Here is a 22,460-nt window from a genome sequence, read left to right on the forward strand (position 1 = left end):
GGATACGAAAGTTTTGCAGTGCTGTGACTACCAATAGCCTGATTATGAATATTGCTGTAACGCCACATTCCTCAATTAATGAGCTGGAGCAGGTATTGTGTGCCTGTCCTTTTGATTTCCTGGGCCTGCACCAAAACCCTTCAGGAAAAGGGTTGGTGGCACGTGTTTGGCGACCTGATGCCCGATCAGTAAAGTTAAGGGAATATCCTTCTGGCAAGCTTTTGGGGGAAATGGCGTCCAGAATCCCGGGTCTCTTTGAGTTTCATCTAACCAGACGACGAAAGCTGTTTAATTATCAGCTGGATATTTGTACAGAAGATGGCCATAGCTACCGGATTCTGGATCCCTATCAGTTTGGTCAGTACGTCCTGAAACAGGACGATATTGATTATGATAATTTGCACCGTCATTTAGGTGCCCATAAGAACACCCATCACTTCAATACCCGTCGAACTGCAACAGGTGTGCTGTTCCGGGTATATGCACCTCATGCCCGTTCCGTCAGTGTGACTGGCAGCTTTAATAACTGGGATGGTCGTATTCATCCCATGGCCAGTGCTGATGACGGAATCTGGCGTCTTTTTGTTCCGGGGCTGAAGCCCGGAGAGCTTTATAAATACGAGATCCATGATCAGCAGGGTAATCAGCTGCCCCTGAAGGCTGACCCTTTTGGTGAATACGCTGAACAATGGCCCGGCCTGGCTTCCATTGTCTATGACAGGGATCGTTATCAGTGGAAAGATACTGGCTGGCTGGAAAAACGAAAGGATGTTCAGGGCTATGATAAGCCTATTTCGGTTTACGAAGTCCATGCCGGTTCCTGGAAACGAAAAGAAGAGGGTGAGTTTCTTAATTACCGGGAATTGGCTAAGGAGCTGGTGCCTTATGTCAGAAAAATGGGCTTTACTCATATCGAGTTGATGCCCATTTCTGAACACCCCCTTTATGATTCCTGGGGCTATCAGCCCGTGGGGATGTTTGCGCCTACCAGTCGTTATGGCAGTCCCGATGACTTTAAGTATTTTGTGGATCACTGCCACCAGGCAGGGATTGGCGTTATCCTGGACTGGGTGCCTGCCCACTTCCCCAATGACGACCACGGTCTTGCTAATTTTGATGGTACGGCGCTTTATGAGCATCCTGATCCACGCAGAGGCTGGCATCCTGACTGGAAAACCTGCATTTATGACTTTGGCAAACCCTGGGTCCAGGATTTTCTGATCAGTAATGCCCTGTACTGGCTGGATGAATACCATATTGATGGTTTGCGTGTTGATGCTGTGGCTTCCATGCTCTATCTGGATTACTCCCGTAACTATGGGGAATGGGAGCCTAATATTCATGGGGGGCATGAAAACCTGGAAGCCATAGCTCTGTTAAAACGGTTCAATGAAACGGTTTACCGCTGTCATCCGGATGTTATGACCATTGCCGAAGAGTCAACCAGCTGGCCTGGCGTTTCCCGCCCGCTTTATGAGAATGGCTTGGGCTTTGGCTATAAATGGAATATGGGTTGGATGCACGATAGTCTGGGCTTTATGAAAAAGGCACCGGAGCACCGGCAACACCACCATGGTCAAATGACCTTTAGTACGGTTTATGCATGGAGTGAAAACTTCATTCTTTCTCTTTCCCATGATGAAGTTGTCTATGGCAAGGGGACATTACTGACCCGAATGCCTGGGGATGACTGGCAAAAATTTGCCAACCTCCGGGCTTATCTGGCCTTTATGTATACCCATCCCGGAAAAAAACTGCTGTTCATGGGGGGAGAATTAGGAACCTGGCATGAGTGGAATCATAATGGCGTGCTGGACTGGCCATTGCTGGAACAGCATGAAGGCCGTCATGCCGGTGTTCAGTCCCTGGTTAAAAAACTGAATAAGGTTTATCGGGATTTACCTGCCCTGCATGAACAGGATGTTAATCCGGAAGGTTTTTACTGGCTGGTTGATAATGACAGTGCCCAAAGTGTCTTGGCCTATGCCCGAGTGGACAAAAAGGGGCAGTCTGTGGTTGTAATCAGTAATTTGACACCCGTCGTTCGTACTGATTATTGTATCGGAGTGCCTGACTCCGGTGGTTATCAAGAAGTTTTGAACACTGATTGGACTGAATTCAGTGGAAGTGGCGTGACAACAGGCAAGAGCCTGATGACACAGCCTGTTAGCATGCATGGTCAGGAGCAGAGCCTGAGCTTGACCTTGCCGCCGCTGGCAACGGTGATTCTGATGCCTTATCAGCAATATAAAAAATAAAAAAGATTGAAAAACAGCCTGGGGCTGGATTGCTAAAAGGCATACTGATGGACACAGGGATGTGACATCAAAGAGCGCCTTATGCGGCGTAATACCATGCCAGGTCCGGGTGTCCGGGCCTGCTGCAAAGGATATGTATATGACCTGTCATCATATTTGCCCCTCTGAAAACCCTTTATTGGGAGCCCATTATCATCCCTCGTATAGGCCTCTTGGCTGTGATCAGCCTATCAGCGGTGTACAGTTTGCAATAAAGTCATTTCATGCCAAACGGGTTGAACTTTGCCTGTTTGATGACCATGGGGTTGAGAAACGAATCGAGATTCCCTGGTGTAAAAATCATACATGGCATGTTTTTATTGAGGGAATTAAACCTGGTCAGCGCTATGGCTACCGTGTCCATGGTCCCTGGAATCCAAGGACAGGGATGCGCTTTAACCCATCAAAGCTGCTTGTTGATCCCTATGCCCGAAAGCTGGATGGTGAGGTTCAGTGGACGTCAGCGCTGTATGACTATAAAAAGGGGGATAATGGACAGTGGTTATATAGCTATGAGGATAGCGCTCCATATGTACCCAAGTCTGTGGTTGTTTATGACGACTTTCAGTGGGGCGAGATTCTTCGACCCAAATATAGCATGGCGGAATCCATAATCTATGAGCTGAATGTTCGTGGTTTTACCATGACTCACCCTGAAGTACCGGAGCATTTAAGGGGGACTTACCTTGGGCTTTGTCACCCACCAGTGATCAAGTACTTAAAGGAGCTGGGCATTACTGCCGTAGAGCTGTTGCCGGTCACCAGCTTCGTCACAGAAGAGCGTCTGGCGAAACAGGAGCTGAAAAATTACTGGGGCTATAATCCCCTGGCTTTTATGGCACCAGAGAGCAGCCTTGCTGTTAAAGACCCGGTGTCAGAATTAAAGACCATGATCAGGTGCCTTCATGAAGCGGGGATCGAGGTTATATTGGATGTGGTTTATAACCATACCGCTGAGGCAGGTAATGATGGCCCGGTGCTGAGTTACCGGGGCTTGGATAATACGGAATACTATTTACTGGATGGCCGGGATCCCACCGTATCTATCAATCATTCCGGTTGTGGCAATACCCTTAAAGTAGAACAGTCAACAGTTATGAAACTGGTTCTGGATAGTCTAAGGCACTGGGTTGAAGAGTACCATATTGACGGCTTTCGCTTTGACCTGGCTCCGGCTTTGGGAAGGCGACACTGGCACTTTGATCAGAACTCTTCCTTTTTCCAGGCACTGGATCAGGATCCAGTACTGTCGGGTGTTAAATTAATAGCGGAGCCCTGGGACCTGGCACCTGATGGCTATCAGGTAGGTAATTTCCCCGAACCCTGGTCTGAGTGGAATGATCGGTATCGCGATTGTATTCGGGCATTCTGGCGTGGTGAGCACGGGCTGTTGGGACAGATTACCGAGCGGCTTTGTGGTTCATCAGATATCTACCGTGGTCGGGGGCGTCAGCCATCAGCCAGTGTTAATTATATATGCAGTCATGATGGGTTTACCCTGAATGATTTAGTGTCGTATCACCATAAGAAAAACCATGCAAATGGTGAAAATAACCGGGACGGTGATAGTCATAACTTTTCCTGGAACTGTGGTCATGAAGGCGAGACCGATTGCCCCGGGATTTTGCAGTTAAGGGAGCGTTATAAGCGCTCTATGCTGGCGACGCTGTTACTCTCCAACGGTGCTGTGATGTTTCAGGCAGGGGATGAATTTGGCAATGGTCAAGCAGGGAATAATAATGTCTATTGCCAGGATAATGAGACCGGATGGCTCGACTGGTCATGGTTACATGGCTCAAGTGATCGGCATCGGCGTAATAAACGGCTTCAGGCATTTACCTCCGGGCTGATCAGGATTCGCCGGGAAAGTGCCCGTTATAGTTGGGATCACTTTCTTAAAGGGATAGAAGAAGACCCTGAAAACTATGAGGTGCTTTGGCGGCGGCAAAGTGGCGAACTGATGAGGCCGGGAGACTGGAGTGATCCGGCTCGACAGACACTGTGCCTGCACTGGTTGGGTGATATGGGGGAACCCTGTGACTGTGATTTTCTGATATTGCTCAATGCCTCTGATTCTCGGCAATATTTCACGCTACCGGAGGAAGCTCCTTTCAGAGAGCGGCATCTGGTGATGGATACGGCGGCAGAGGATGCCTTTAAACTTAGCCCCCTTTCCAGTGAGCAGGGGTGCACTGTTGAAGCCCATAGTCTGGTGGTGGTTCAGGACTACTGCCAGCCATGCTGCCCGGGGGACGTCCAAATCCCTGTTATATTAAGTCGTAAATGATGTATTGGTTGCAGCCTGGCCTGGCTGCAACTATCTTTCTGGTATCTCGGTTTCCATGAGGTAAATGACTATGTCTCAGCAAGGGCGTGGAGGCATGGGAAGCCATAAGCACGGTATATCAGGGAAGAGTCAGAAAAGTCCCAGGCTCCGGTTTTTAATGAAGCTGGAAGCTGAACACAGTGCCCAAAAAAGGAAAAAGAATACCTGTGTTTACTCTTCACTCACAGAGTTGATGCAACACAGGCGTGATAGATGATTCTGTTTATACCTCCAGTATAAACGTCACTGGGCCATCATTGAGTAAGGATACCTTCATATCAGCTCCGAACTGTCCGGTTGCCACCTGGTCATGGGAAGCCTTGGCCCGGGTAATAAAATAATCATACATGGCCTTTCCATGTTCGGGGCTGGCCCCGGAGCTGAAGCTTGGGCGCAGGCCCTTACGGGTATCTGCCACAAGAGTGAACTGGGATACAACCAGCAGGCTGCCGCCCGCATCCTTTAGACCCAAATTCATTTTTCCCTGCTCATCTTCAAAAACCCGGTATTTCAGAATTTTCTCCAGGAGCTTGTCAGCCCTGGCCTGATCATCATCTTTTTCAACACCCAGTAGTAAAAGAAGCCCAGGGCCTATTTCACCAATTATTTCACCGTCAACCTTGACGTTGGCATGCTGGACTCGTTGAATCAGGCCGCGCATAAAAAAGTGACTCCATAAAGCGTAGCGGTTACTAAAGCGCGCCTTTCACAGAAACATCAAATCACGGGTTTCTATCCGGGCGCGGTTTAGAAGTCTATGGCTTTTCAAATTTTTGGGCAAACTGGTCTGTGGCCCGCACCAGGGCGTCAATAATTCCGGGTTCGATGGCCACATGGCCGGCATCGCGGATAACCTGTAGTTCTGCCTCAGGCCACTGCTCCACCAGGGCAGTGGCATTATCCAGGGGGCAGATCATGTCATAACGGCCATGGATAACAACGGCGGGAATCCTGGCAATCATTTTCATTCTGGACAAGATCGGCTTATCCTGTAGCCAGGCTTTATGTTTGAAATAGTGACACTCAATGCGGGACAGGGATAAGGCAAGATGGGGGTCTGAAAAATGATCCATCACATCCTGGTTTGGCCTCAGGGTGGCAATGCCTCCCTCCCATGCGGACCAGTGCTTGGCTGCGTTCATGCGAGCCAGTTCATCTTCGCCAAATAGACGTTTATGGTAGGCTTCCACCATATTGTCCTGCTCAGCCTCAGGTATCAGCTCAATAAAATGTGACCAGTTGTCCGGAAATATTCTGTTGGCACCACTCTGGTAGAGCCACTGGAAATCCTGCTCCCGACCCAGGAAGATGCCGCGCAGAACCATTGCCATGACGGTTTTGGGATGTTGCTGGGCATAAACCAGGGAGAGGGTTGAACCCCAGGAGCCTCCGAACAGAATCCATCGTTCTATTTTCAGGAATTCACGGATGGTTTCTATATCAGTGACAAGTTCGGCTGTTGAGTTGTTTTGGAGTTCAGCATGGGGTTTTGAGCGATTACAGCCCCGTTGATCAAACAGGATAATGCGGTAGCGCTCTGGATCAAAAAATCGACGGTCTTGCTCACTACTGCCAGCGCCCGGTCCCCCATGAACAAATAAAACGGGAATGCCATCGGGCGTTCCACATTCTTCAAGGTAAATGTCATGAATGGCATCCACCTGAAGTCGGTGGGTCGCATAAGGCTTGATGGCAGGGTACAGAGTGTGCATGGGCAATCCTTCAGAAGAGCACCGACAACAGGTGTATTATGAACTTATTTTGATAAAACAGTGCAGCCTGCTTTGTGACTACAGTCTAGGGGGCGTTCTCATGGCTAATTGAGAACGCCCCCTAACAGTCTTCAAATCTCTGAATCCCTGTCAACTTTTTCTTGTAACTTTTTCGTATCTGTTGACATAACTAAAGGTAGAAATTGATACAGCCGCCATCAAGCCTATGCGCTCTATGCATACCTATTGTGAAAAAGTTTCATTATGTTCATGTCTTTTTACTGATTAGACTTACTAGGGGCTGTTGACGTTTGATCGTGAGCTCAGTGGCTCGTAAAGCGGTTTTCCGCAATACCCAATGGGGCACACCGGGAGGACTGGTGCAGGCATAGTTATTCTACGTCAAGCCAGTCCAACGCAGTCGGAAAGCCGCTTTACGAGCCACCCGAAGGGCCAAAACCAGCGATTCCGTGCCGTCGTTGCAGTAGCTTGAAAGACGTGAGTATTCCTGCGCTACTGCGTCTAGCCACGAAACCGCTGGTTTTGGCTGAGCACACGAGCAAACGTCAACAGCCCCTAATCTATTATTTTTTGTAGTTCCGGATGGAGCATGACGATGTTTAAAGCCCTGGTTCTTGAACAGGAAGAAAAAGCCACTCTGGCACATGTGCGGGAGCTTGATGAGACCTCTTTACCGGAAGGGGATGTTCTTGTTGAGGTTGATTATTCTTCCCTGAATTACAAGGATGGCCTGGCCATTACGGGGAAAGGCAGAATTGTACGTCAGTTTCCTATGGTTCCCGGTATCGACCTGGCAGGAAAAGTGACTGAATCCGGCGACAGCCGTTACCAGCCAGGTGATCAGGTGGTACTGACCGGCTGGGGTGTGGGCGAAAATCATTGGGGCGGAATGGCAGGAAAGGCCCGCCTGAAAGCAGACTGGCTAGTACCCTTACCCGGCAACCTGGATGGTAAAAAAGCCATGATGGTTGGCACTGCTGGCCTGACAGCAATGCTGTGTGTGCAGGCTTTAGTAGATGCTGGTGTTAAGCCTGAAGACGGTGAGATTGTTGTTACCGGAGCCAGTGGTGGCGTGGGTTCTACTGCCGTGACCTTACTGGCAAAAATGGGGTATCAGGTGGTTGCCGCCACCGGTCGTGGAGAGCAAAATTACGATCTACTGAAAGCACTGGGTGCCAGCCGGATCATTAGTCGTTCCGAGTTGGAAGAGCCAGCTCGCCCTCTGGAAAAGCAGGTCTGGGCAGGGGCTGTTGATACTGTGGGCAGTAAGGTATTAGCCAAACTGCTAGCCCAAACCAAGTACAATGGTGCTGTTAGTGCCTGCGGTCTTGCTGGTGGATTTGATTTGCCCACAACCGTTATGCCTTTTATTTTGCGCAACGTGAAGCTTCTGGGTGTTGACTCTGTGATGTGTCCCTTTGAGAAGCGTCAACAGGCCTGGGCTAAACTTGCGGATCTGTTGCCAGAGACTTTCTATCAGCAAGCTTGTCAGGAAGTAGAGCTTGACCAGGTGCCGGAATATGCCCGTCAAATTATTCGTGGTCAGGTGACAGGCCGGGTTGTTATCAAACTATAAGGGAGTAGAAGCCTACACAACTCTCCATTAACCATCAGGCAAGCCCCATATCATGAATGCGTTTGTCAATCAGGCGACCGCATTCTTCCTTGATCAGTGACCGAAGCCAGATTTGTGAAGCGGAGTAATCACAACGGGAATGCCAGATCAGTGAGTAATCAAAGGGCTTAAACTCGAAAGGCAAGGGTTTTATCACCAGGTTGTATTTATCCGCAGCGAGATAGGCTAAATCTGCCGGGACAGTAATCAATAATGGCAGTTTGTCAGTAATCGCCAGGGCGGCTTCAAGGTGATAGGTTCTTAAGACCATTTTACGCTCGGGATGGTCTTGCAGGGCATTATCAATCAATGCCTTGACGCCATCACTAATGGCGATCATGGCATGGGGATAAGACAGGTAGTCATTCAGGGTGAGCGGCAGAAAAGCCTTGGGATGATTTTTGGAAAGCAGGCAGAATACACTGACAAGGCCCAATGTATCCCGGTTTAAAGGCTCAACGGGTCCGCAAGGGCGACACAATGCCATATCACAATTGCCATGGGTTAGCTGTTCCAGCAACTGGTGATGTTGCAGTGGTTCAAATTCCAGGGAAATCCCGGGTGCTTCGTCATAAATACGGGGAAGGGCAAATGGCAGAATGGTCTGCATGGCATAGTCGGTGGTAGCGATGATAAACCGCTGGGTGCAAAGATCCGGTTTAAAGTTGTCCGGTGTCAGTGCGATTCGGATGGCTTCCAGGGGTGACTGAAGGGTTCTGCTTAGCTCAAGGGCGCGCTCTGTTGGAATAAGCTGTTGACCCTGACGGGTAAACAGGGGGTCGTCCAGCAGTTCCCTTAATCGCCCTAGCACTCGACTCATTGCCGACTGGCTGAGGTTGAGTCTGACAGCAGCCCGGCTAACGCTGCCTTCCTCCAGCATAATTCGGAGTGCTATCAGCAGGTTTAAGTCCCGCCGGTACAGTTCTTCCAATTCCACGCTATCCCCTAAAAAAACTGGCGGATGAACCGCCAGTTTTTATTATTTTTCCAGAAAAAACGACAACTGCTACTTATTGCGGCTTGCCCGCTTGCGCTCGTGCTCTTTCAGGAATTTTTTACGCAGTCGAATATGGTTAGGGGTTACTTCAACCAGTTCGTCATCATCAATAAATTCCAGTGCCTGCTCCAGGGTATGACGAATAGGCGGCGTCAGCATAATATTTTCGTCAGTACCGGACGCACGAACGTTGGTTAACTGTTTGCCTTTAGTAGGGTTAACGGTCAGGTCATTGTCACGGTTGTGCAAACCGATAATCTGCCCTTCGTACACATCAACGTTTGGATTAAGGAATATACGACCACGGTCCTGAAGGTTCCAGAGTGCATAACCCAGTACCTTGCCATTGACCATGGAAACCATAACCCCGTTTTGACGGTGGGATACTTCGCCCCCTTTTACCGGGCCATAGTGGTCAAAGACGTTGGTGAGAATGCCGCTGCCAGAGGTCATGGTCAGGAACTGGGAGCGGAAACCGATGAGTCCACGGGCAGGCATGACGTAATCCAGGCGAACACGTCCCTTGCCGTCGGGTACCATGTTGTTCAGGTCGCCTTTACGCTTGCCGATCTCTTCCATAACCGAGCCCTGGTGTGCTTCTTCCAGGTCAATGACAACGTGCTCGTAGGGTTCCTGCATGACGCCGTCAATTTCACGAACCACCACTTCAGGCCGGGACACCGCCAGTTCATAGCCTTCGCGACGCATGGTCTCAATCAGTACAGACAGATGCAGTTCACCCCGGCCGGATACCTTGAACTTGTCGGCATCATCACCCTGTTCAACGCGAAGGGCTACGTTATGCAGCAGTTCCTTTTCCAGTCGGTCCTTGATGTTCCTGGAGGTGACAAACTTGCCATCCTGACCGGCAAAGGGCGAGTCGTTAACCTGGAAGGTCATGCTAACCGTAGGCTCGTCCACAGTCAGTGCAGGCAGTGCTTCAACCTTGGCCGGATCGCATAAGGTATCGGAGATGTTCAGGTTATCAATACCGGTAACACAGATAATGTCCCCGGCACGGGCTTCTTCGTTTTCAACCCGTTCCAGACCAAGGTGGCCCATCACTTTCTGGATCTTGGCATTGCGCTCTTTGCCATCGCTGGCAATCAGTCTGACAGGAGTGCCTGGCTTGATAATGCCACGGGTCACCCGGCCAATACCGATAACACCTACGTAACTGTTATAGTCCAGGGCACTGATCTGCATTTGGAAGGTGCCATCCACATTGACATCGGGAGCCGGTACCCGTTCCGTGATCATTTCGAACAGCGGGGTCATGTCCTCAGACATATTCTCCGGATCGTCTCCGGCAATACCATTGAGGGCAGAAGCGTAGATAACCGGGAAATCCAGCTGCTCTTCAGTGGCACCCAGTCGGTCAAACAGGTCAAAGACTTCATCCATTACCCAGTCAGGACGGGCACCAGGACGGTCAATCTTGTTGATAACCACAATGGGCTTCAGGCCCTGCTCAAAGGCTTTCTGGGTAACAAAACGGGTTTGTGGCATAGGACCATCCACCGCATCAACCAGCAGCAGCACAGAGTCCACCATGGACAGAACCCGCTCCACTTCACCGCCAAAGTCAGCGTGTCCGGGAGTGTCTACAATATTGATATGGTAATCCTGCCAGTTAATGGCAGTATTCTTGGCCAGGATAGTGATGCCCCGCTCTTTTTCCTGGTCATTGGAGTCCATGATTCGCTCAGCGCCCTGATCCTTTCGACCCAGAGTCCCTGATTGTTGCAGGAGCTTGTCAACCAGGGTGGTCTTACCGTGGTCAACGTGAGCGATAATGGCTATATTTCTCAGTTTTTCAATCACTTTCATTCTCTCAATTCAGCGCCTTTAAAGACAGCATTCCAAATATGTAGCGGCCTCTCAATAGTGGCGCCTGGTATTATACCGCTCACTGCTTCTAACTGCGGTTTCCGCCACCCATTTGAGCGGCTGGATCTGCGTTGGAATTCCTCGCAATAGAGCCACTATTACTCGTCATTCCGCCTAGTCCAGCAGCCCAAATGGGTTTGCTCAATACCGCAGTTAGAAACAGTGAGCGGTATTATCAGCCCTCACAGACCTGATAATCTCTTTTGAATTTGCAGGAAGGGTACTTACGGAGCATCCACCTGGGTTTACAAAAGCCGCCAATCTTAACCCATACAGAAAAAAAGCAATATGCTAGAATGCATCTTTCGCCTATTAAACACAGTTGACCTGCTGAATCCGGCCGGTTGAGCGTATTCTGAATTATTCATTAATTATGTCTGAATCAACCCAAGCTGGCAGTCTGCAGATTTACCTGCGACTGTTGAGCTATGTGAAGCCTTATTCAGGGCTGTTCGCCCTGAGTATAGTGGGCTATATCCTGTTTGCCCTTTCCCAGCCAGCTGTTGCCAAGTTGCTGGAATACTTTGTTGAAGTGCTGGATGGCACCAGCAGTCTCCAGATTTACTGGGTACCGCTGGGGATGCTGGGGCTTGCCTTTTTCAGGGGTATAGGCTCCTTTCTTGGCAACTACTATCTGGCCAAGGTCTCCATGTCTGTGGTCCATGACCTTCGCTGCCTGATGTTCAACCATATGGTTGAACTGCCTAACAGCTACTTCGACAACAATAACTCCGGCCACCTGATTGCCCGTATTACTTACAATGTGGGTATGGTGACCGGCGCTGCAACGGATGCCATCAAAGTTGTGATCCGGGAAGGGCTGACGGTGATCTTTACCATGGGCTATCTGTTCTACACCAACTGGAAGTTAACCCTGGTATTTTTTGCGGTGACCCCGCTGATTGCTTTTGTGGTGGGTTCCGCCAGCAAGCGTTTCAGGAAGCTGAGCAAGAAAGTCCAGTTTTCCATGGGGGACTTGACCCATGTAACCTCTGAAACCATCAATGGTTATCGGGTGGTCAGGGGCTTCGGTGGTGAGGAGTATGAGAAAGGGCGTTTTCATGCAAGCAGTGCCAGCAATACCCGTCAAAACCTGAAAATGACCCGGGCCTCTGCCGTCCACACGCCTACCCTGCAATTCCTGGTATCCTGCGCCCTGGCGGTATTGCTATATGTGGTGCTATGGATGCGTGGCGATGCCACCACCGCCTCCTTGATCGGTTTTATTACCGCGGCCTTTCTGCTACCCAAGCCAATTCGTCAGCTCAGTGAAGTTAACGCCAATATCCAGAAGGGCATTGCTGCAGCGGAAAGCATTTTCGAAATGGCAGACGAGGCATCGGAAAAAGATTTCGGCCAGTTTGCCACAGAACGTGTGCAGGGGCGCATAGAGTTCCGTGATGTGGGCTTCCGTTATGACAATGCCGACCGGCCTGCACTGGAGAATATCAATTTTACTGTAGAGCCAGGCCAGACGGTTGCCCTGGTGGGTAAATCCGGCTCTGGTAAAACCACCCTTGCCAGTCTGGTTCCCCGGTTTTATAACCACGGGGAGGGGGACATTATTATTGATGGCAATCCCATTAATGATTATAAGCTCAAGAATCTCCGCAGGCACATAGCCCTGGTTAATCAGAACGTGACCCTGTTTAATGACACCATAGCCCGGAATATCGCCTATGGGGATTTGGGTGAAACAAAGGAAGAGGATATCCGGATAGCCGCTGAAGCTGCCCATGTTACAGAGTTTGTTAAGGATTTACCGGAGGGTATGCACACACTGGTGGGTGAAGATGGTGTTCTGTTATCCGGTGGGCAACGACAGAGACTGGCTATCGCCCGGGCCATCTTGAAGGATGCGCCAATCTTGATTCTTGATGAGGCCACTTCTGCCCTGGATACCGAGTCTGAACGGCATATTCAGGCAGCTCTGGATGAAGTCATGAAAGACCGAACCACACTGGTTATTGCCCACCGGTTATCAACCATTGAAAATGCTGACAAGATCATTGTGATGGATCATGGCCAGATTGTGGAGAGTGGTACCCATGCCGGGTTACTGGCAAAAGGAGGCCACTATGCAAAATTACACAAAATGCAGTTCCAGGAAGAAGCCACTTCTCAGGGCGTGGAACTGGAAAGTATCAGTTAACACTGACAACGTATTAAATTGATTGGAAGAGCTCGATGAAACTGACTCTCCCCCGCTTTGACCAGGCAAAGGTGCTGGTTATTGGCGATGTAATGCTGGATCGCTATTGGCATGGAGCCACGTCACGGATATCTCCTGAAGCGCCTGTGCCTGTGGTTCGCATTGGCCAGATAGAGGACCGTCCAGGTGGTGCCGGTAACGTAGCACTTAATATTGCCTCTCTTGGGGCTCCGGCATGGCTGGTTGCCGCCACTGGCGATGACGAGGCGGCAGGTATTTTGCAGACCCGCCTTAAGGCTGCCGGTGTTTATTGTGACTTTGCCAGAATTCCGGGGATTCCAACGATCACGAAACTGCGGGTCATTAGCCAGCACCAACAATTAATTCGTTTGGATCATGAAGAACCTTTTGAAGGGTTAAGCCCGGATATCATTGAAGCAAAGGCCTCCGAGCTGATTGGGGAGGTTGGGGCTGTGATCCTTTCCGACTATAACAAAGGTTCCCTGAAAGGCTACCAGCAGTTAATCAGTATGGCCAAAGCCCAGGGCGTTCCGGTGCTTATTGATCCCAAGGGGACGGATTTTAGCCGCTACCGCGGGGCTACGGTAATTACCCCGAACCTCAGTGAATTTGAGACAGTGGTTGGGCGTTGCAAGGATGAACAGGAATTGCTGGCAAAAGGCCAGAAGCTACTGCAGGAGCTGGATCTTGAGGCATTACTGATTACTCGCAGCGAACATGGCATGACCCTTATCCGGAAGCAAGGGCCTGAACTGCATCTTCCTGCCAGGGCCCGGGAAGTATTTGATGTGACCGGAGCCGGTGATACGGTGATTTCCGTTTTAGCCTCTGCTCTGGCAGCAGGCAGCGACCTGCCACAGGCGGCTGCTTTGGCCAATATTGCCGCTGGCCTGGTGGTGGGCAAACTCGGTACTGCAACCATTAGCATGCCTGAACTCCGCCGTGAGGTTAACCGCGAGCTGGGTGCTGAGCGGGGTATGGTTTCCATAGGGCAGCTAATGACGGCCGTCGAAGATGCCCGTGCCCACGGGGAAAAAATTGTCTTTACTAATGGTTGTTTCGATATTATCCATGCGGGGCATGTGGGATATCTGGAGCAGGCAAGGCTTCAGGGTGATCGCCTGATTGTGGCGGTTAACAGTGATAGTTCCGTCAAGAAACTAAAAGGCGATGGGCGTCCAATAAATCCTGTAGATCGCCGTCAGGCGGTATTGGCTGGACTGGAAGCTGTGGATTGGGTGATCTCCTTTGATGAGGACACTCCTGAAGGGCTATTACAGCAAATCAAGCCTGATGTCCTGGTTAAGGGAGGAGACTACTCCCTTGATGAAGTGGTGGGCGCTGACATTGTTCATGGTTATGGTGGCGATGTTAAGGTACTGGCATTTCTGGATGACTGCTCCACTACGGCTATTGTGAATAAGATTCGCAAAGAGCGGGAAAAGAAGTCAGAACAGAATTTGCCCATCACCTCTGATTAACCTGATTCGCACAGCCTACCCTGAGGTAGGCTGCTACCCGGGTCAGTTTTGTAGAACCTGGTACACTTTTTCAACATTCTGTTTTAGATGTTGAGGATTTATCGTACCAATAATCGCAGCGGATACTGCCGGATGGGAAAATACCAGCTTCATGCTTTCATAAACCGGGTCTTTCCCTTCAAGACAGGCATGACCACTGGCCAGAGCTTTCTTAATCAGAATACCCTTGTTGTTTGACTGGGCATAGTCAAGAACCGGCCTTTCAGCCTGTTCATTCAGGTTATAAGTCACCATGGCAATATCGGACCGTTCAAGGGCCATAATGCCGCCCTCAATGGTTTTGGTGGACATGCCGGATGCTTTGATCAGGCCCTCTTTTTTCAGGTCTTCCAGCACCTCAAGACAGCCGTACTGCTGAATAATATTGACATCATCACCGGAAGAGTGGAGTAAAACCATATCAATATAATCGGTATTCAGTCGTTTAAGGCTGCGCTGGATGCTGAAACGGATATGTTCCGGGGTGAAGTCAAAGCGAGATTGCCCATTTTCAAACTCTTCCCCCACCTTGCTACAGATCACCCAGTCCTGTCGTTTATTTCCCAGCAGCTTACCTAATCGCTCTTCACTGGAACCGTAGGCAGGAGCCGTATCCAATAAATTGATGCCCAGTTCTCTGGCCAGCTGTAGTAATGCTATTGCCTCACGGTCATCAGGTATCTTGAAGCCACTGGGGTATTTGACCTGTTGATCCCGGCCCAGTTTTACAGTGCCGAACCCCAGTGGTGAGATATTGATATCAGTACCCGCGATTTTTTTTTGCTCAAGCATAATTGATTCAGTCGAGATGACTACTCCAAAAAGGGTTGGTTATTGTTGGGGTTGGTAGTTCATGGGGCAAGGCAAAATCACTGTTCCCGGAGGGTTGTATGTCAGCCTTTTTCAGCATTTTTATCACTTCATCAGAGAGGTTTGGAGCCAAAGCCAGTTTCGTTGGCCAGGTGACAATGCCATTACCGGCTGCCTGACAAAATGCAGCATCTGGCCTGAACAGTGAACTCTGTTTGGGTTCCGCTCTATTGACTTTGAGTGTACCCCATTCGGCCTGATCCAGATTCACCCAGGGCAGCAAGGCTTTTATTTCCTTTTGGGCAGTTCTGATCTGCTCTTCCGGTGTGCGGTTATTGCCATCTTCGGCAATTTCTCCCCCTAAGTACCACACCCATCGGCCCTCTGTGTCCGGGTGGCTCGTTACGGTGATCCGGGGAACCGGTTTAGTGCCTATACAGTGGGCAAATATGGGTTCCGGATGACGGTGTCTCACCATAACCATATGCAGGGGACGAACCTGCATGCGGGGTTCTTTAATTCCCCATAGGCGCATTAGGTTGGCAGTCCCCTCACCGGCAGTGGTGATATAACGACTGGCCTTAAGTTCAAATTTTTTGCCTTCCTGCTCAATCTCAATATGCTGTATTTCCCCATTATGGGTTACTAGCCGGGTGTCGTTATCCCAGTCCACTTTAATTAAGCGGTTTTCCAAGCCTTTGATCAGGGCACTAACAACCGTAGGAATGTCCAGTACAATCTCATTGAGCTGGTAGACTTTGCCCCTGAATCCCTGGTGGCGGAAAATGTCCGGGAATTGCTCAGGCTTGAGCTGGTCAACCCTTCCTCGCAGTGCTTTGCTGGCAAAAAAGGAGGTTAGTCTGGAACCCAGTCCGCCGGGTGACCACAGATAATGGTGTTGGCTGAGGATCTTAGAATCACTGAGATCCAGCTCACCTTCGCCAGCCAGTGCTTTTCTCCAGCGATCAGGCATTCCAGCGATGCACTGGGAGGCTTTGGTTAAATTTCCGGAGAGCGTATATTTGGTGCCACCATGGATAATTCCTTGAGACTTAACGGTCTGACCGCCACCCAGGGTATCATTTTCAAGCAGAACGGCCTTATAGCCCTGTAGGTTGAGAGCGCGGAATAACCAGAGTCCGGCAATGCCGCCACCGATGATTACTGTATCGACATTAATGGTTTGTGTCATAAATAGGGGGAATAATTTACCGAAAAATTCGGCCAAGTATAGTCCTGAAAGAAGAGGGGCAACAATGGGTAGTAGCAAGGTCTGCTTCTGCTCCGGCAAGAAAAGCGATTAAGCGGACTTTTGCAGAACGGCCCGATAGATCTGCTTGGCGGTGACAAACTTGCTTTCTTCCGGAGTGTCTCCGGGCAAAATCGCAACAGAGGCTCTTTCTGACCGGAACTTTTCCAGTGCTTCCAGAAGAGTGGTTTCAGGTGCCATAAATATGGCCTGCCGAGCCAGGTCGCCGATTTTCATGGATCGCTCGCCATTGATCATGGCCTTGGCCAGGTGGCGATAAAGCACTATGCCGTTGGCTCTGCCCTGGGATATAACAATGTAGCGCTTAAAAGGGGATTGTTTAACCTTGTCATAGATGGCTTCCACCGTTGCATCTGCGGGTAGCCAGATCATTGGGCCGGAGTCCGATAACAAGTCAGCCAGCTTTCGGTCATGAATATTTAGGGCATGTTCTGCAATAAAGCTTTCTTCACGGCCAATAACACCATTTGAACTGTAGTATTTAATAATACTTCTTAAGTCGTCCCGGGTAATTTCGCTGGGCTTCTTACAACGTAGCATCTTCGCCCAGACCAGAGTTCCCCAGAGTAAAGGCTTTAAAAGAGTGCAAATCACCCGAATGGTGGGAGCCAGGAACTCCAGCACTTTACCGGCTATTTGAACTGCCAGCAGCTTGGGTAACAGTTTGGCGAAGACCAGCATGCAGTAGGTGAGAAGGCCTGTAAAAACAGCCAGGCCAATGCTATCCAGTTTCTGGGCGGCCAGGGCGCCCACATAAGAGCTGCCCGCTATGCTGATCAGCGTGGTGAGCAAAAGTATTGAAGAGAGATGTTCGCTTTTATTATGGATAATAAACTTAATATCTTTTTCATGGGCAGGCTGCCTTTGTAAAATTCTGGCTAGCCGTAAATCATCAACACTGATAATCGAGGATTCAATAATTGAAAGGAATGCGGTGACAAGAATAATGCTTGCAGCAACGACAACAACCAGCAGCATTGTGCTCCTCCTTGAGCAATAAAATCAACAGGGTAGAGCTATTTCATATCGGCAGAATTCTAGAAAGGTTCAGTACAATATGGGTATACTTGAAACCGCTGGCATTAACTTCTATTGCAGAAAGCTAATACATTTTAAAATAAAGCGCCAAACTGATATAGGCTCACCTTAATCAGTATAGGTTGGTTTATGCATTTGAGACGGGTTATGACCAATTAAATCCGCCCTGATTTAAAATCGTCAAAGTTCCGGCATAAAACGGTAAAATACTTATTATTTCCAATCACCAGAGGCTCGTAAAACCGTATGAACCGGTTTTTGTACACCTTACTCCTGTATTTATTGACACCCTTCATTCTGCTTAAGCTGTTATGGCGATCCCGGAAAGCTCCTGCCTATGGTCGTCGCTGGTGCGAGCGGTTTGGGTTTTTCAGGCCATTACCTGCAGATAAACCGGTGATCTGGGTTCATGCGGTCTCTGTGGGAGAAACCATAGCCAGTGCTCCCCTGGTTAAGGCTCTGATGGAAAGGTATCCGGATTATCGCTGCCTGGTAACAACCATGACACCCACGGGATCAGACCGGGTCAAAGCCATTTATGGAGAAACGGTTGAGCATGTTTATATCCCCTATGACCTGCCGGGCGCACAGGAACGTTTTTTGAACAGGGTTAATCCGGAAGTGGCTATTTTTATTGAAACAGAGCTCTGGCCTAACACTATTGCTGCCTGTCACAAGCGAAATATTCCGGTGATTATTGCCAATGCCAGGCTGTCTGAGCGTTCAGCGAAGGGGTATAAAAAGCTTGGCAGCCTGACCCGAAGCCTGATGAAACAATTATCTGTGGTGGCCTGTCAGAATAAGGAAGATGGTCAGCGCTTTATTGACCTGGGATTACCGCCGGAAAATCTGGAAATTACGGGCAGTGTTAAATTTGATATCTCCGTTGATAAGGGTATTCAGGAGGAAGCACAGCAACTGAAAAAGCAGTGGCAACAAGGTTTGGATAGAAACTGTCGTATATTTATTGCTGCAAGTACCCATGATGGGGAAGATCAGGCTATTCTGGATGCCTTTAAACAGCTCAGGGAACAGTATCAGGATCTGTTACTTGTTCTTGTCCCAAGGCATCCTGAGCGCTTTGACTCTGTTTACGAGCTGATTAAGCAAAATGGCTTTGTGGTTGCCCGTCATAGCCAGGGAACAGCGCTATCGGCAGATACCCAGGTGGTGCTGGCTGATACCATGGGTGAGTTACTAAAGCTGTGTGGTGTGGCTGATATTGCCTTTGTGGGTGGGAGCCTGATAGAACGGGGCGGGCATAATATTCTGGAACCTGCGGTTTGGGGGATACCGGTGTTATCAGGTCCCCATGTCTTTAACTTCAAGGATATCTGCCAGTCTCTGGAAAAAGCTGGTGGCTTGATCATTGTTGATGATGGGGAGCAGCTGGTTACAGCAATCAAAAAACTGCTGGATAATCGGGAGTATCTGGAAGCTACGGGGAATAATGGCGAGTTATTTATTGCCCGGAACAGAGGTGCACTGAAAAGATTGCAGGCTATTATTGCGGGTTATCTTCAGTAGAAGTTATCAGCTTTTCTGCCGTTACAGAAAAGCTGATAAGAATAGCTTGTTTTATTTGCTGCCTGTATCAGCCAGGGTGATCCAGCCATTCAGGTCTTGCAGATCTGCAGGGCTGAGGGTGCCCGCCTGTTGTTTGAGCTTCAGGGTGTTAATGATAAAGTCATAGCGGGCATTCAGGTAATCCCGCTGGGCAGCAAACAGTTTCTGCTGGGCATCAAGGACATCGGTAATATTTCGGGTGCCCACCTCATAGCCGCTTTGTGTGGCTTCCAGGGCGCTTTCAGAAGAGACAATACCCTGCTTGCGCGCTTCTACCCGATCCACATCGGCATTGACGGTTCTGAACAGATTACGGGTGCCGGCATTGGTTTCCCTCAGCAGCTTATCAAAATTTTGCTGGGACTGTTCCATCTGATAAGTGGCTTCACGAACCTGGGAGCTGGTGGCTCCGCCAGAGAAGATAGGCATGGAGAACTTCACACCGAAAACGGTGGAGTCACCGCGACCGGTTAATAAGCCATTCTTATACGGCTGATCTTTTATAGAATTAGAGTCACTGGATGAGTAGTTATAACTGGCAAATGCATCCACTGTGGGTGCATGCCCGGATTTTTTGGCCCGAATGTTTTCTTCGGAGGCCAGTAAACCTTCTTTGGCAGCCTTCAGACCCAGATTGTTGGCTATGGCATTATTAGCCCACTCTTCTGCCACCGCTGGGGTAGGCTGAATGACTGGCATGTTTTTCTTCAGCTTGCCAATATCATTAATGCTTTCATTGGTGATCGTGCGCAGGTTTTCATAGCTCACAGACACCTGGTTATCGGCCAGGATTCGGGCTACACGGGCATTGTCGTAAGCCGCCTGGGCTTCCAGTACATCGGTTTCTGCGATCAGGCCAACATTATAGCGCTCACGAGCCTGGTCTAACTGCTGCTTCACTGCTTTTTCTTCTGCCTGGGCTGTCATCAGGCTGTCCTCTGCCCGCAGTACATTAAAGTAAGCTTCAGAAACCCGGAGAATCAGGTGTTGCTGTTCATAGGCGAACTGATATTCGGCTTGAGTGCTGATAGCTTTGGCCTGGCCATAGTTAAACCAGCTGCCCAGATTAAACAGTGGCTGGCTCAGCGTGGCTCCCCAACCGTGGGAGTTGTAGTTATCATCTTTATCACTGGCATTGGTTACTTCAGCATTGGTTTTGTTGTACTGGGTATTAGCGGACAGGTTCAGGCTTGGCAGCAGGGCAGCCCGGGTTTGCGGGGCTTTTTCCATAAGGGCTTTCATGCCCGCCTGGGCTGCAGCCAACTGGGCATCATTTTTAAGTGCCAGATTGTAGACGTCCAGCAGGTTGTATTCTGCGGTGGATGCCTGCACATTCATCACTGCACCAGCGAGTGTTGCCAGCAATAATGCTTTACGATGAGTTCGTGGCATATTTTGTATTCCTTAATGAAGAAGCTGCTGATCCGGCTGATGATGGGACTTTCAACGCCCCGACTCAAGGTGATCGGGGAAAATTTACACTAGTTTACCGGTGGCTTAAAGCCTTCAGCCTGACATGAACGCGGTGGATGTAATGGGAGGATATACTGTTCTGATCTGCCTTAAAACACAAGATTGTTTATTGCAACGGATTGTTCCCGATACCCTATTTATTAGTGGTATTGGGGTGATTGTTATATTCAAAATGCCTGGGCTATGATTAGGTCATGTCTAAGTCTCTCCACAAAGCGGCCTATCGGGTCGATCTGGTCAGCCAGCACGGGTTGTGTGAAGTGAACTATGCCCGTCTGTTGAAGCTGTTGCCGGATTTCCTTGAACAAGACTATTACCAGCTTTCTGTGACCCACGGGGGAGAGCATGGGGAACATGCCAGTGAGGTGGCGGTCAGAGTTCTGCAAAGGGCACCTTATACAACGCTCATCAGTTTGGGAATGAGAGCTTCATGGAATCAATGGGTGAGTTTACCGGAACTGGAAGTGCGCCTTTATCATGACGTGCGGATGGCAGAAGTGGTTATGGCTCAGAATATCAGGCGTTTTCCCTTTGTTACCGAATATCCGAATAAGCATATGCTTCCTCCCAATGAAAAGGATATGTTGAATCAATTCCTCTCTGAGTTATTGAGTTTTTGTATGAGGGGTGGGCATATTATGGAGCGTGTTTTATAGGGGCTGTTGAGGTTTTATCATGTGCTCAGCCAAAGCCAGCGGTTTCGTGGCTAGGCGCAGCAGCGCAGGAATACTCATGTCTTTCAAGCTGCTGTAACGACGGCACGGAAGCGCTGGCTTTGGCCCTTCGGGTGATTCGTAAAGCGGCCTTTCGACTGTGTTGAACTGGCTTGACGTAGAATAACTACGTGCTGCGCCAGTTCGCCTTGCGTAAGGCCGCTTTACGAACCACTGAGCTCATGATAAAACCTCAACAGCCCCTAGCTAGAGCTTCTTCAAATAATGAAACGTTGTGCACGAGTCATCCAGATTTCGGATACCCATCTTTTCGCTGATCCGGATCGCCTTTTGTATGGTGCGAATCCCTATAAAAACCTCCAGGCAGTATTGAATGCCATACAAAAAAATAATCCAGAGGTTGATGCGATTGTGGTATCCGGTGATCTTACCCAGGATGAAACACTGGCTTCCTATCAATGGCTAAAGTCCTCCCTGTCTTTGCTGGAAATTCCTTTCTACTGGCTTTGTGGTAATCATGATGACCAGGCTGTCATGATGCAGTGTTGCCCCCAGGCGATGGTAAAACGGGTGGAGGTGAATGGCTGGCAGCTTTTGTTGCTTGATTCCCAGATTCCCGGTGAAATTCCCGGTGAGCTGGGTGATGATGAGTTGGCCTGGCTAGCGGAGCAGTTGGAGCAGTACCCCAAGACCAATACACTGATAGCGGTACATCATCATCCCTGCCCGGCAGGCAGTGCCTGGCTGGATCAAATAAACCTGCAAAACGGCAAACAGCTGGAGGATTTGATATCCCTGCATGGTGGGGTCAGGGCAGTGGTCCATGGCCATATTCATCAAGCGTCAAAAAAATGGCTGGGTAACACCCCTTGTTACTCTGTGCCTTCCAGTTGTGCTCAATTCAGGCCAGAAAGTCATGAGTTTGCCATTGATGATTCCAGGCTACCGGGCTATCGGGTACTGGATCTGTTTGACGATGGAAGCCTGGAAACCCATGTTTTTCGGGTAGATTCTGCTGAAAATCCCCCTGTTGATTCTAATGGATAATAGCGGTGCTTCTGTATATCAGGTTTTTTTA

The 22,460-nt window shown here is 49.5% G+C and carries 16 protein-coding genes; 8 read left to right on the forward strand and 8 right to left on the reverse strand.

The features are described from left to right. Positions 1-44: 44 nt before the first annotated feature. Complete coding sequence (gene glgB / locus MJ595_RS08500; protein ID WP_263082027.1) at positions 45-2,258, forward strand: 1,4-alpha-glucan branching protein GlgB; 2,214 nt, start codon at positions 45-47, stop codon at positions 2,256-2,258. Between the two features lie 139 nt (positions 2,259-2,397). Continuing rightward, a complete protein-coding gene (gene glgX / locus MJ595_RS08505; RefSeq protein WP_263082028.1) occupies positions 2,398-4,584 on the forward strand; it encodes a glycogen debranching protein GlgX in 2,187 nt (728 codons plus the stop codon). A 262-nt stretch (positions 4,585-4,846) separates the two neighbouring features. Here the strand turns inward: glgX and dtd are convergent, their stop codons facing one another. Together dtd and pip are read right to left on the reverse strand one after the other, a co-directional pair. Further along, positions 4,847-5,284: a D-aminoacyl-tRNA deacylase gene (dtd, locus tag MJ595_RS08510; RefSeq protein WP_263082029.1), complete on the reverse strand. Its 438-nt coding sequence runs from the start codon at positions 5,282-5,284 to the stop codon at positions 4,847-4,849. 94 nt (positions 5,285-5,378) lie between these two features. Continuing rightward, positions 5,379-6,335 (reverse strand): prolyl aminopeptidase, encoded by a 957-nt coding sequence (gene pip, locus MJ595_RS08515; RefSeq protein ID WP_263082030.1) that lies wholly within the window; start codon positions 6,333-6,335, stop codon positions 5,379-5,381. Positions 6,336-6,951: 616 nt separating this feature from the next. Between pip and MJ595_RS08520 the strand changes: the two genes are divergently transcribed. Continuing rightward, positions 6,952-7,932 (forward strand): oxidoreductase, encoded by a 981-nt coding sequence (locus tag MJ595_RS08520; protein ID WP_263082031.1) that lies wholly within the window; start codon positions 6,952-6,954, stop codon positions 7,930-7,932. A gap of 34 nt (positions 7,933-7,966) precedes the next feature. Here MJ595_RS08520 and MJ595_RS08525 read toward each other — a convergent pair whose 3' ends face one another. Together MJ595_RS08525 and typA are read right to left on the reverse strand one after the other, a co-directional pair. Beyond that, positions 7,967-8,908, reverse strand: coding sequence for a LysR family transcriptional regulator (locus tag MJ595_RS08525; protein ID WP_263082032.1), 942 nt, complete (start codon positions 8,906-8,908; stop codon positions 7,967-7,969). A 69-nt stretch (positions 8,909-8,977) separates the two neighbouring features. Further along, positions 8,978-10,792 (reverse strand): translational GTPase TypA, encoded by a 1,815-nt coding sequence (gene typA / locus MJ595_RS08530; protein WP_263322476.1) that lies wholly within the window; start codon positions 10,790-10,792, stop codon positions 8,978-8,980. Between the two features lie 439 nt (positions 10,793-11,231). On the opposite strand from typA, the gene msbA reads away from it, so the two are divergent. After that, positions 11,232-13,010 (forward strand): lipid A export permease/ATP-binding protein MsbA, encoded by a 1,779-nt coding sequence (gene msbA / locus MJ595_RS08535; RefSeq protein ID WP_263082033.1) that lies wholly within the window; start codon positions 11,232-11,234, stop codon positions 13,008-13,010. Between the two features lie 35 nt (positions 13,011-13,045). Then, positions 13,046-14,512: a bifunctional D-glycero-beta-D-manno-heptose-7-phosphate kinase/D-glycero-beta-D-manno-heptose 1-phosphate adenylyltransferase HldE gene (gene hldE, locus MJ595_RS08540; protein ID WP_263082034.1), complete on the forward strand. Its 1,467-nt coding sequence runs from the start codon at positions 13,046-13,048 to the stop codon at positions 14,510-14,512. Between the two features lie 42 nt (positions 14,513-14,554). On the opposite strand, the gene MJ595_RS08545 is transcribed toward hldE, so the two are convergent. From MJ595_RS08545 to MJ595_RS08555, 3 genes are all read right to left on the reverse strand, one after another. Next, entirely contained in the window at positions 14,555-15,343 is a 789-nt protein-coding gene (locus MJ595_RS08545) for an aldo/keto reductase (protein WP_263082035.1), read from the reverse strand. Between the two features lie 7 nt (positions 15,344-15,350). Then, positions 15,351-16,589 (reverse strand): FAD-dependent oxidoreductase, encoded by a 1,239-nt coding sequence (locus MJ595_RS08550; protein WP_263082036.1) that lies wholly within the window; start codon positions 16,587-16,589, stop codon positions 15,351-15,353. 72 nt (positions 16,590-16,661) lie between these two features. Then, positions 16,662-17,609 carry a CNNM domain-containing protein gene (locus MJ595_RS08555; RefSeq protein WP_263082037.1) on the reverse strand — a complete coding sequence of 316 codons (948 nt, stop codon included), beginning with the start codon at positions 17,607-17,609 and terminating at the stop codon, positions 16,662-16,664. A gap of 306 nt (positions 17,610-17,915) precedes the next feature. Here MJ595_RS08555 and waaA point away from each other — a divergent pair, with 306 nt between their 5' ends. Further along, on the forward strand, positions 17,916-19,196 hold the full coding sequence (waaA, locus tag MJ595_RS08560; RefSeq protein WP_263082038.1) for a lipid IV(A) 3-deoxy-D-manno-octulosonic acid transferase: 1,281 nt from the start codon (positions 17,916-17,918) through the stop codon (positions 19,194-19,196). A gap of 51 nt (positions 19,197-19,247) precedes the next feature. On the opposite strand, the gene MJ595_RS08565 is transcribed toward waaA, so the two are convergent. Further along, entirely contained in the window at positions 19,248-20,627 is a 1,380-nt protein-coding gene (locus MJ595_RS08565) for a TolC family outer membrane protein (protein WP_263082039.1), read from the reverse strand. Between the two features lie 275 nt (positions 20,628-20,902). On the opposite strand from MJ595_RS08565, the gene MJ595_RS08570 reads away from it, so the two are divergent. Next, a complete protein-coding gene (locus MJ595_RS08570) occupies positions 20,903-21,364 on the forward strand; it encodes a DUF1249 domain-containing protein (RefSeq protein ID WP_263082040.1) in 462 nt (153 codons plus the stop codon). Positions 21,365-21,646: 282 nt separating this feature from the next. Next, on the forward strand, positions 21,647-22,429 hold the full coding sequence (gene cpdA / locus MJ595_RS08575; RefSeq protein ID WP_263082041.1) for a 3',5'-cyclic-AMP phosphodiesterase: 783 nt from the start codon (positions 21,647-21,649) through the stop codon (positions 22,427-22,429). Positions 22,430-22,460 lie beyond the last annotated feature (31 nt).

The organism is Endozoicomonas sp. Mp262 (genome assembly GCF_025643335.1).
Classification (GTDB): domain Bacteria; phylum Pseudomonadota; class Gammaproteobacteria; order Pseudomonadales; family Endozoicomonadaceae; genus Endonucleibacter.

Bases quoted from the DNA above. Each gene is read 5' to 3' on its own strand.
- glgB (WP_263082027.1), top strand. From the start codon at position 45: ATGAATATTGCTGTAACGCCACATTCCTCAATTAATGAGCTGGAGCAG.
- glgX (WP_263082028.1), top strand. From the start codon at position 2,398: ATGACCTGTCATCATATTTGCCCCTCTGAAAACCCTTTATTGGGAGCC.
- dtd (WP_263082029.1), bottom strand. From the start codon at position 5,284: ATGCGCGGCCTGATTCAACGAGTCCAGCATGCCAACGTCAAGGTTGAC.
- pip (WP_263082030.1), bottom strand. From the start codon at position 6,335: ATGCACACTCTGTACCCTGCCATCAAGCCTTATGCGACCCACCGACTT.
- MJ595_RS08520 (WP_263082031.1), top strand. From the start codon at position 6,952: ATGTTTAAAGCCCTGGTTCTTGAACAGGAAGAAAAAGCCACTCTGGCA.
- msbA (WP_263082033.1), top strand. From the start codon at position 11,232: ATGTCTGAATCAACCCAAGCTGGCAGTCTGCAGATTTACCTGCGACTG.
- hldE (WP_263082034.1), top strand. From the start codon at position 13,046: ATGAAACTGACTCTCCCCCGCTTTGACCAGGCAAAGGTGCTGGTTATT.
- MJ595_RS08545 (WP_263082035.1), bottom strand. From the start codon at position 15,343: ATGCTTGAGCAAAAAAAAATCGCGGGTACTGATATCAATATCTCACCA.
- MJ595_RS08555 (WP_263082037.1), bottom strand. From the start codon at position 17,609: ATGCTGCTGGTTGTTGTCGTTGCTGCAAGCATTATTCTTGTCACCGCA.
- waaA (WP_263082038.1), top strand. From the start codon at position 17,916: ATGAACCGGTTTTTGTACACCTTACTCCTGTATTTATTGACACCCTTC.
- MJ595_RS08565 (WP_263082039.1), bottom strand. From the start codon at position 20,627: ATGCCACGAACTCATCGTAAAGCATTATTGCTGGCAACACTCGCTGGT.
- MJ595_RS08570 (WP_263082040.1), top strand. From the start codon at position 20,903: ATGTCTAAGTCTCTCCACAAAGCGGCCTATCGGGTCGATCTGGTCAGC.
- cpdA (WP_263082041.1), top strand. From the start codon at position 21,647: ATGAAACGTTGTGCACGAGTCATCCAGATTTCGGATACCCATCTTTTC.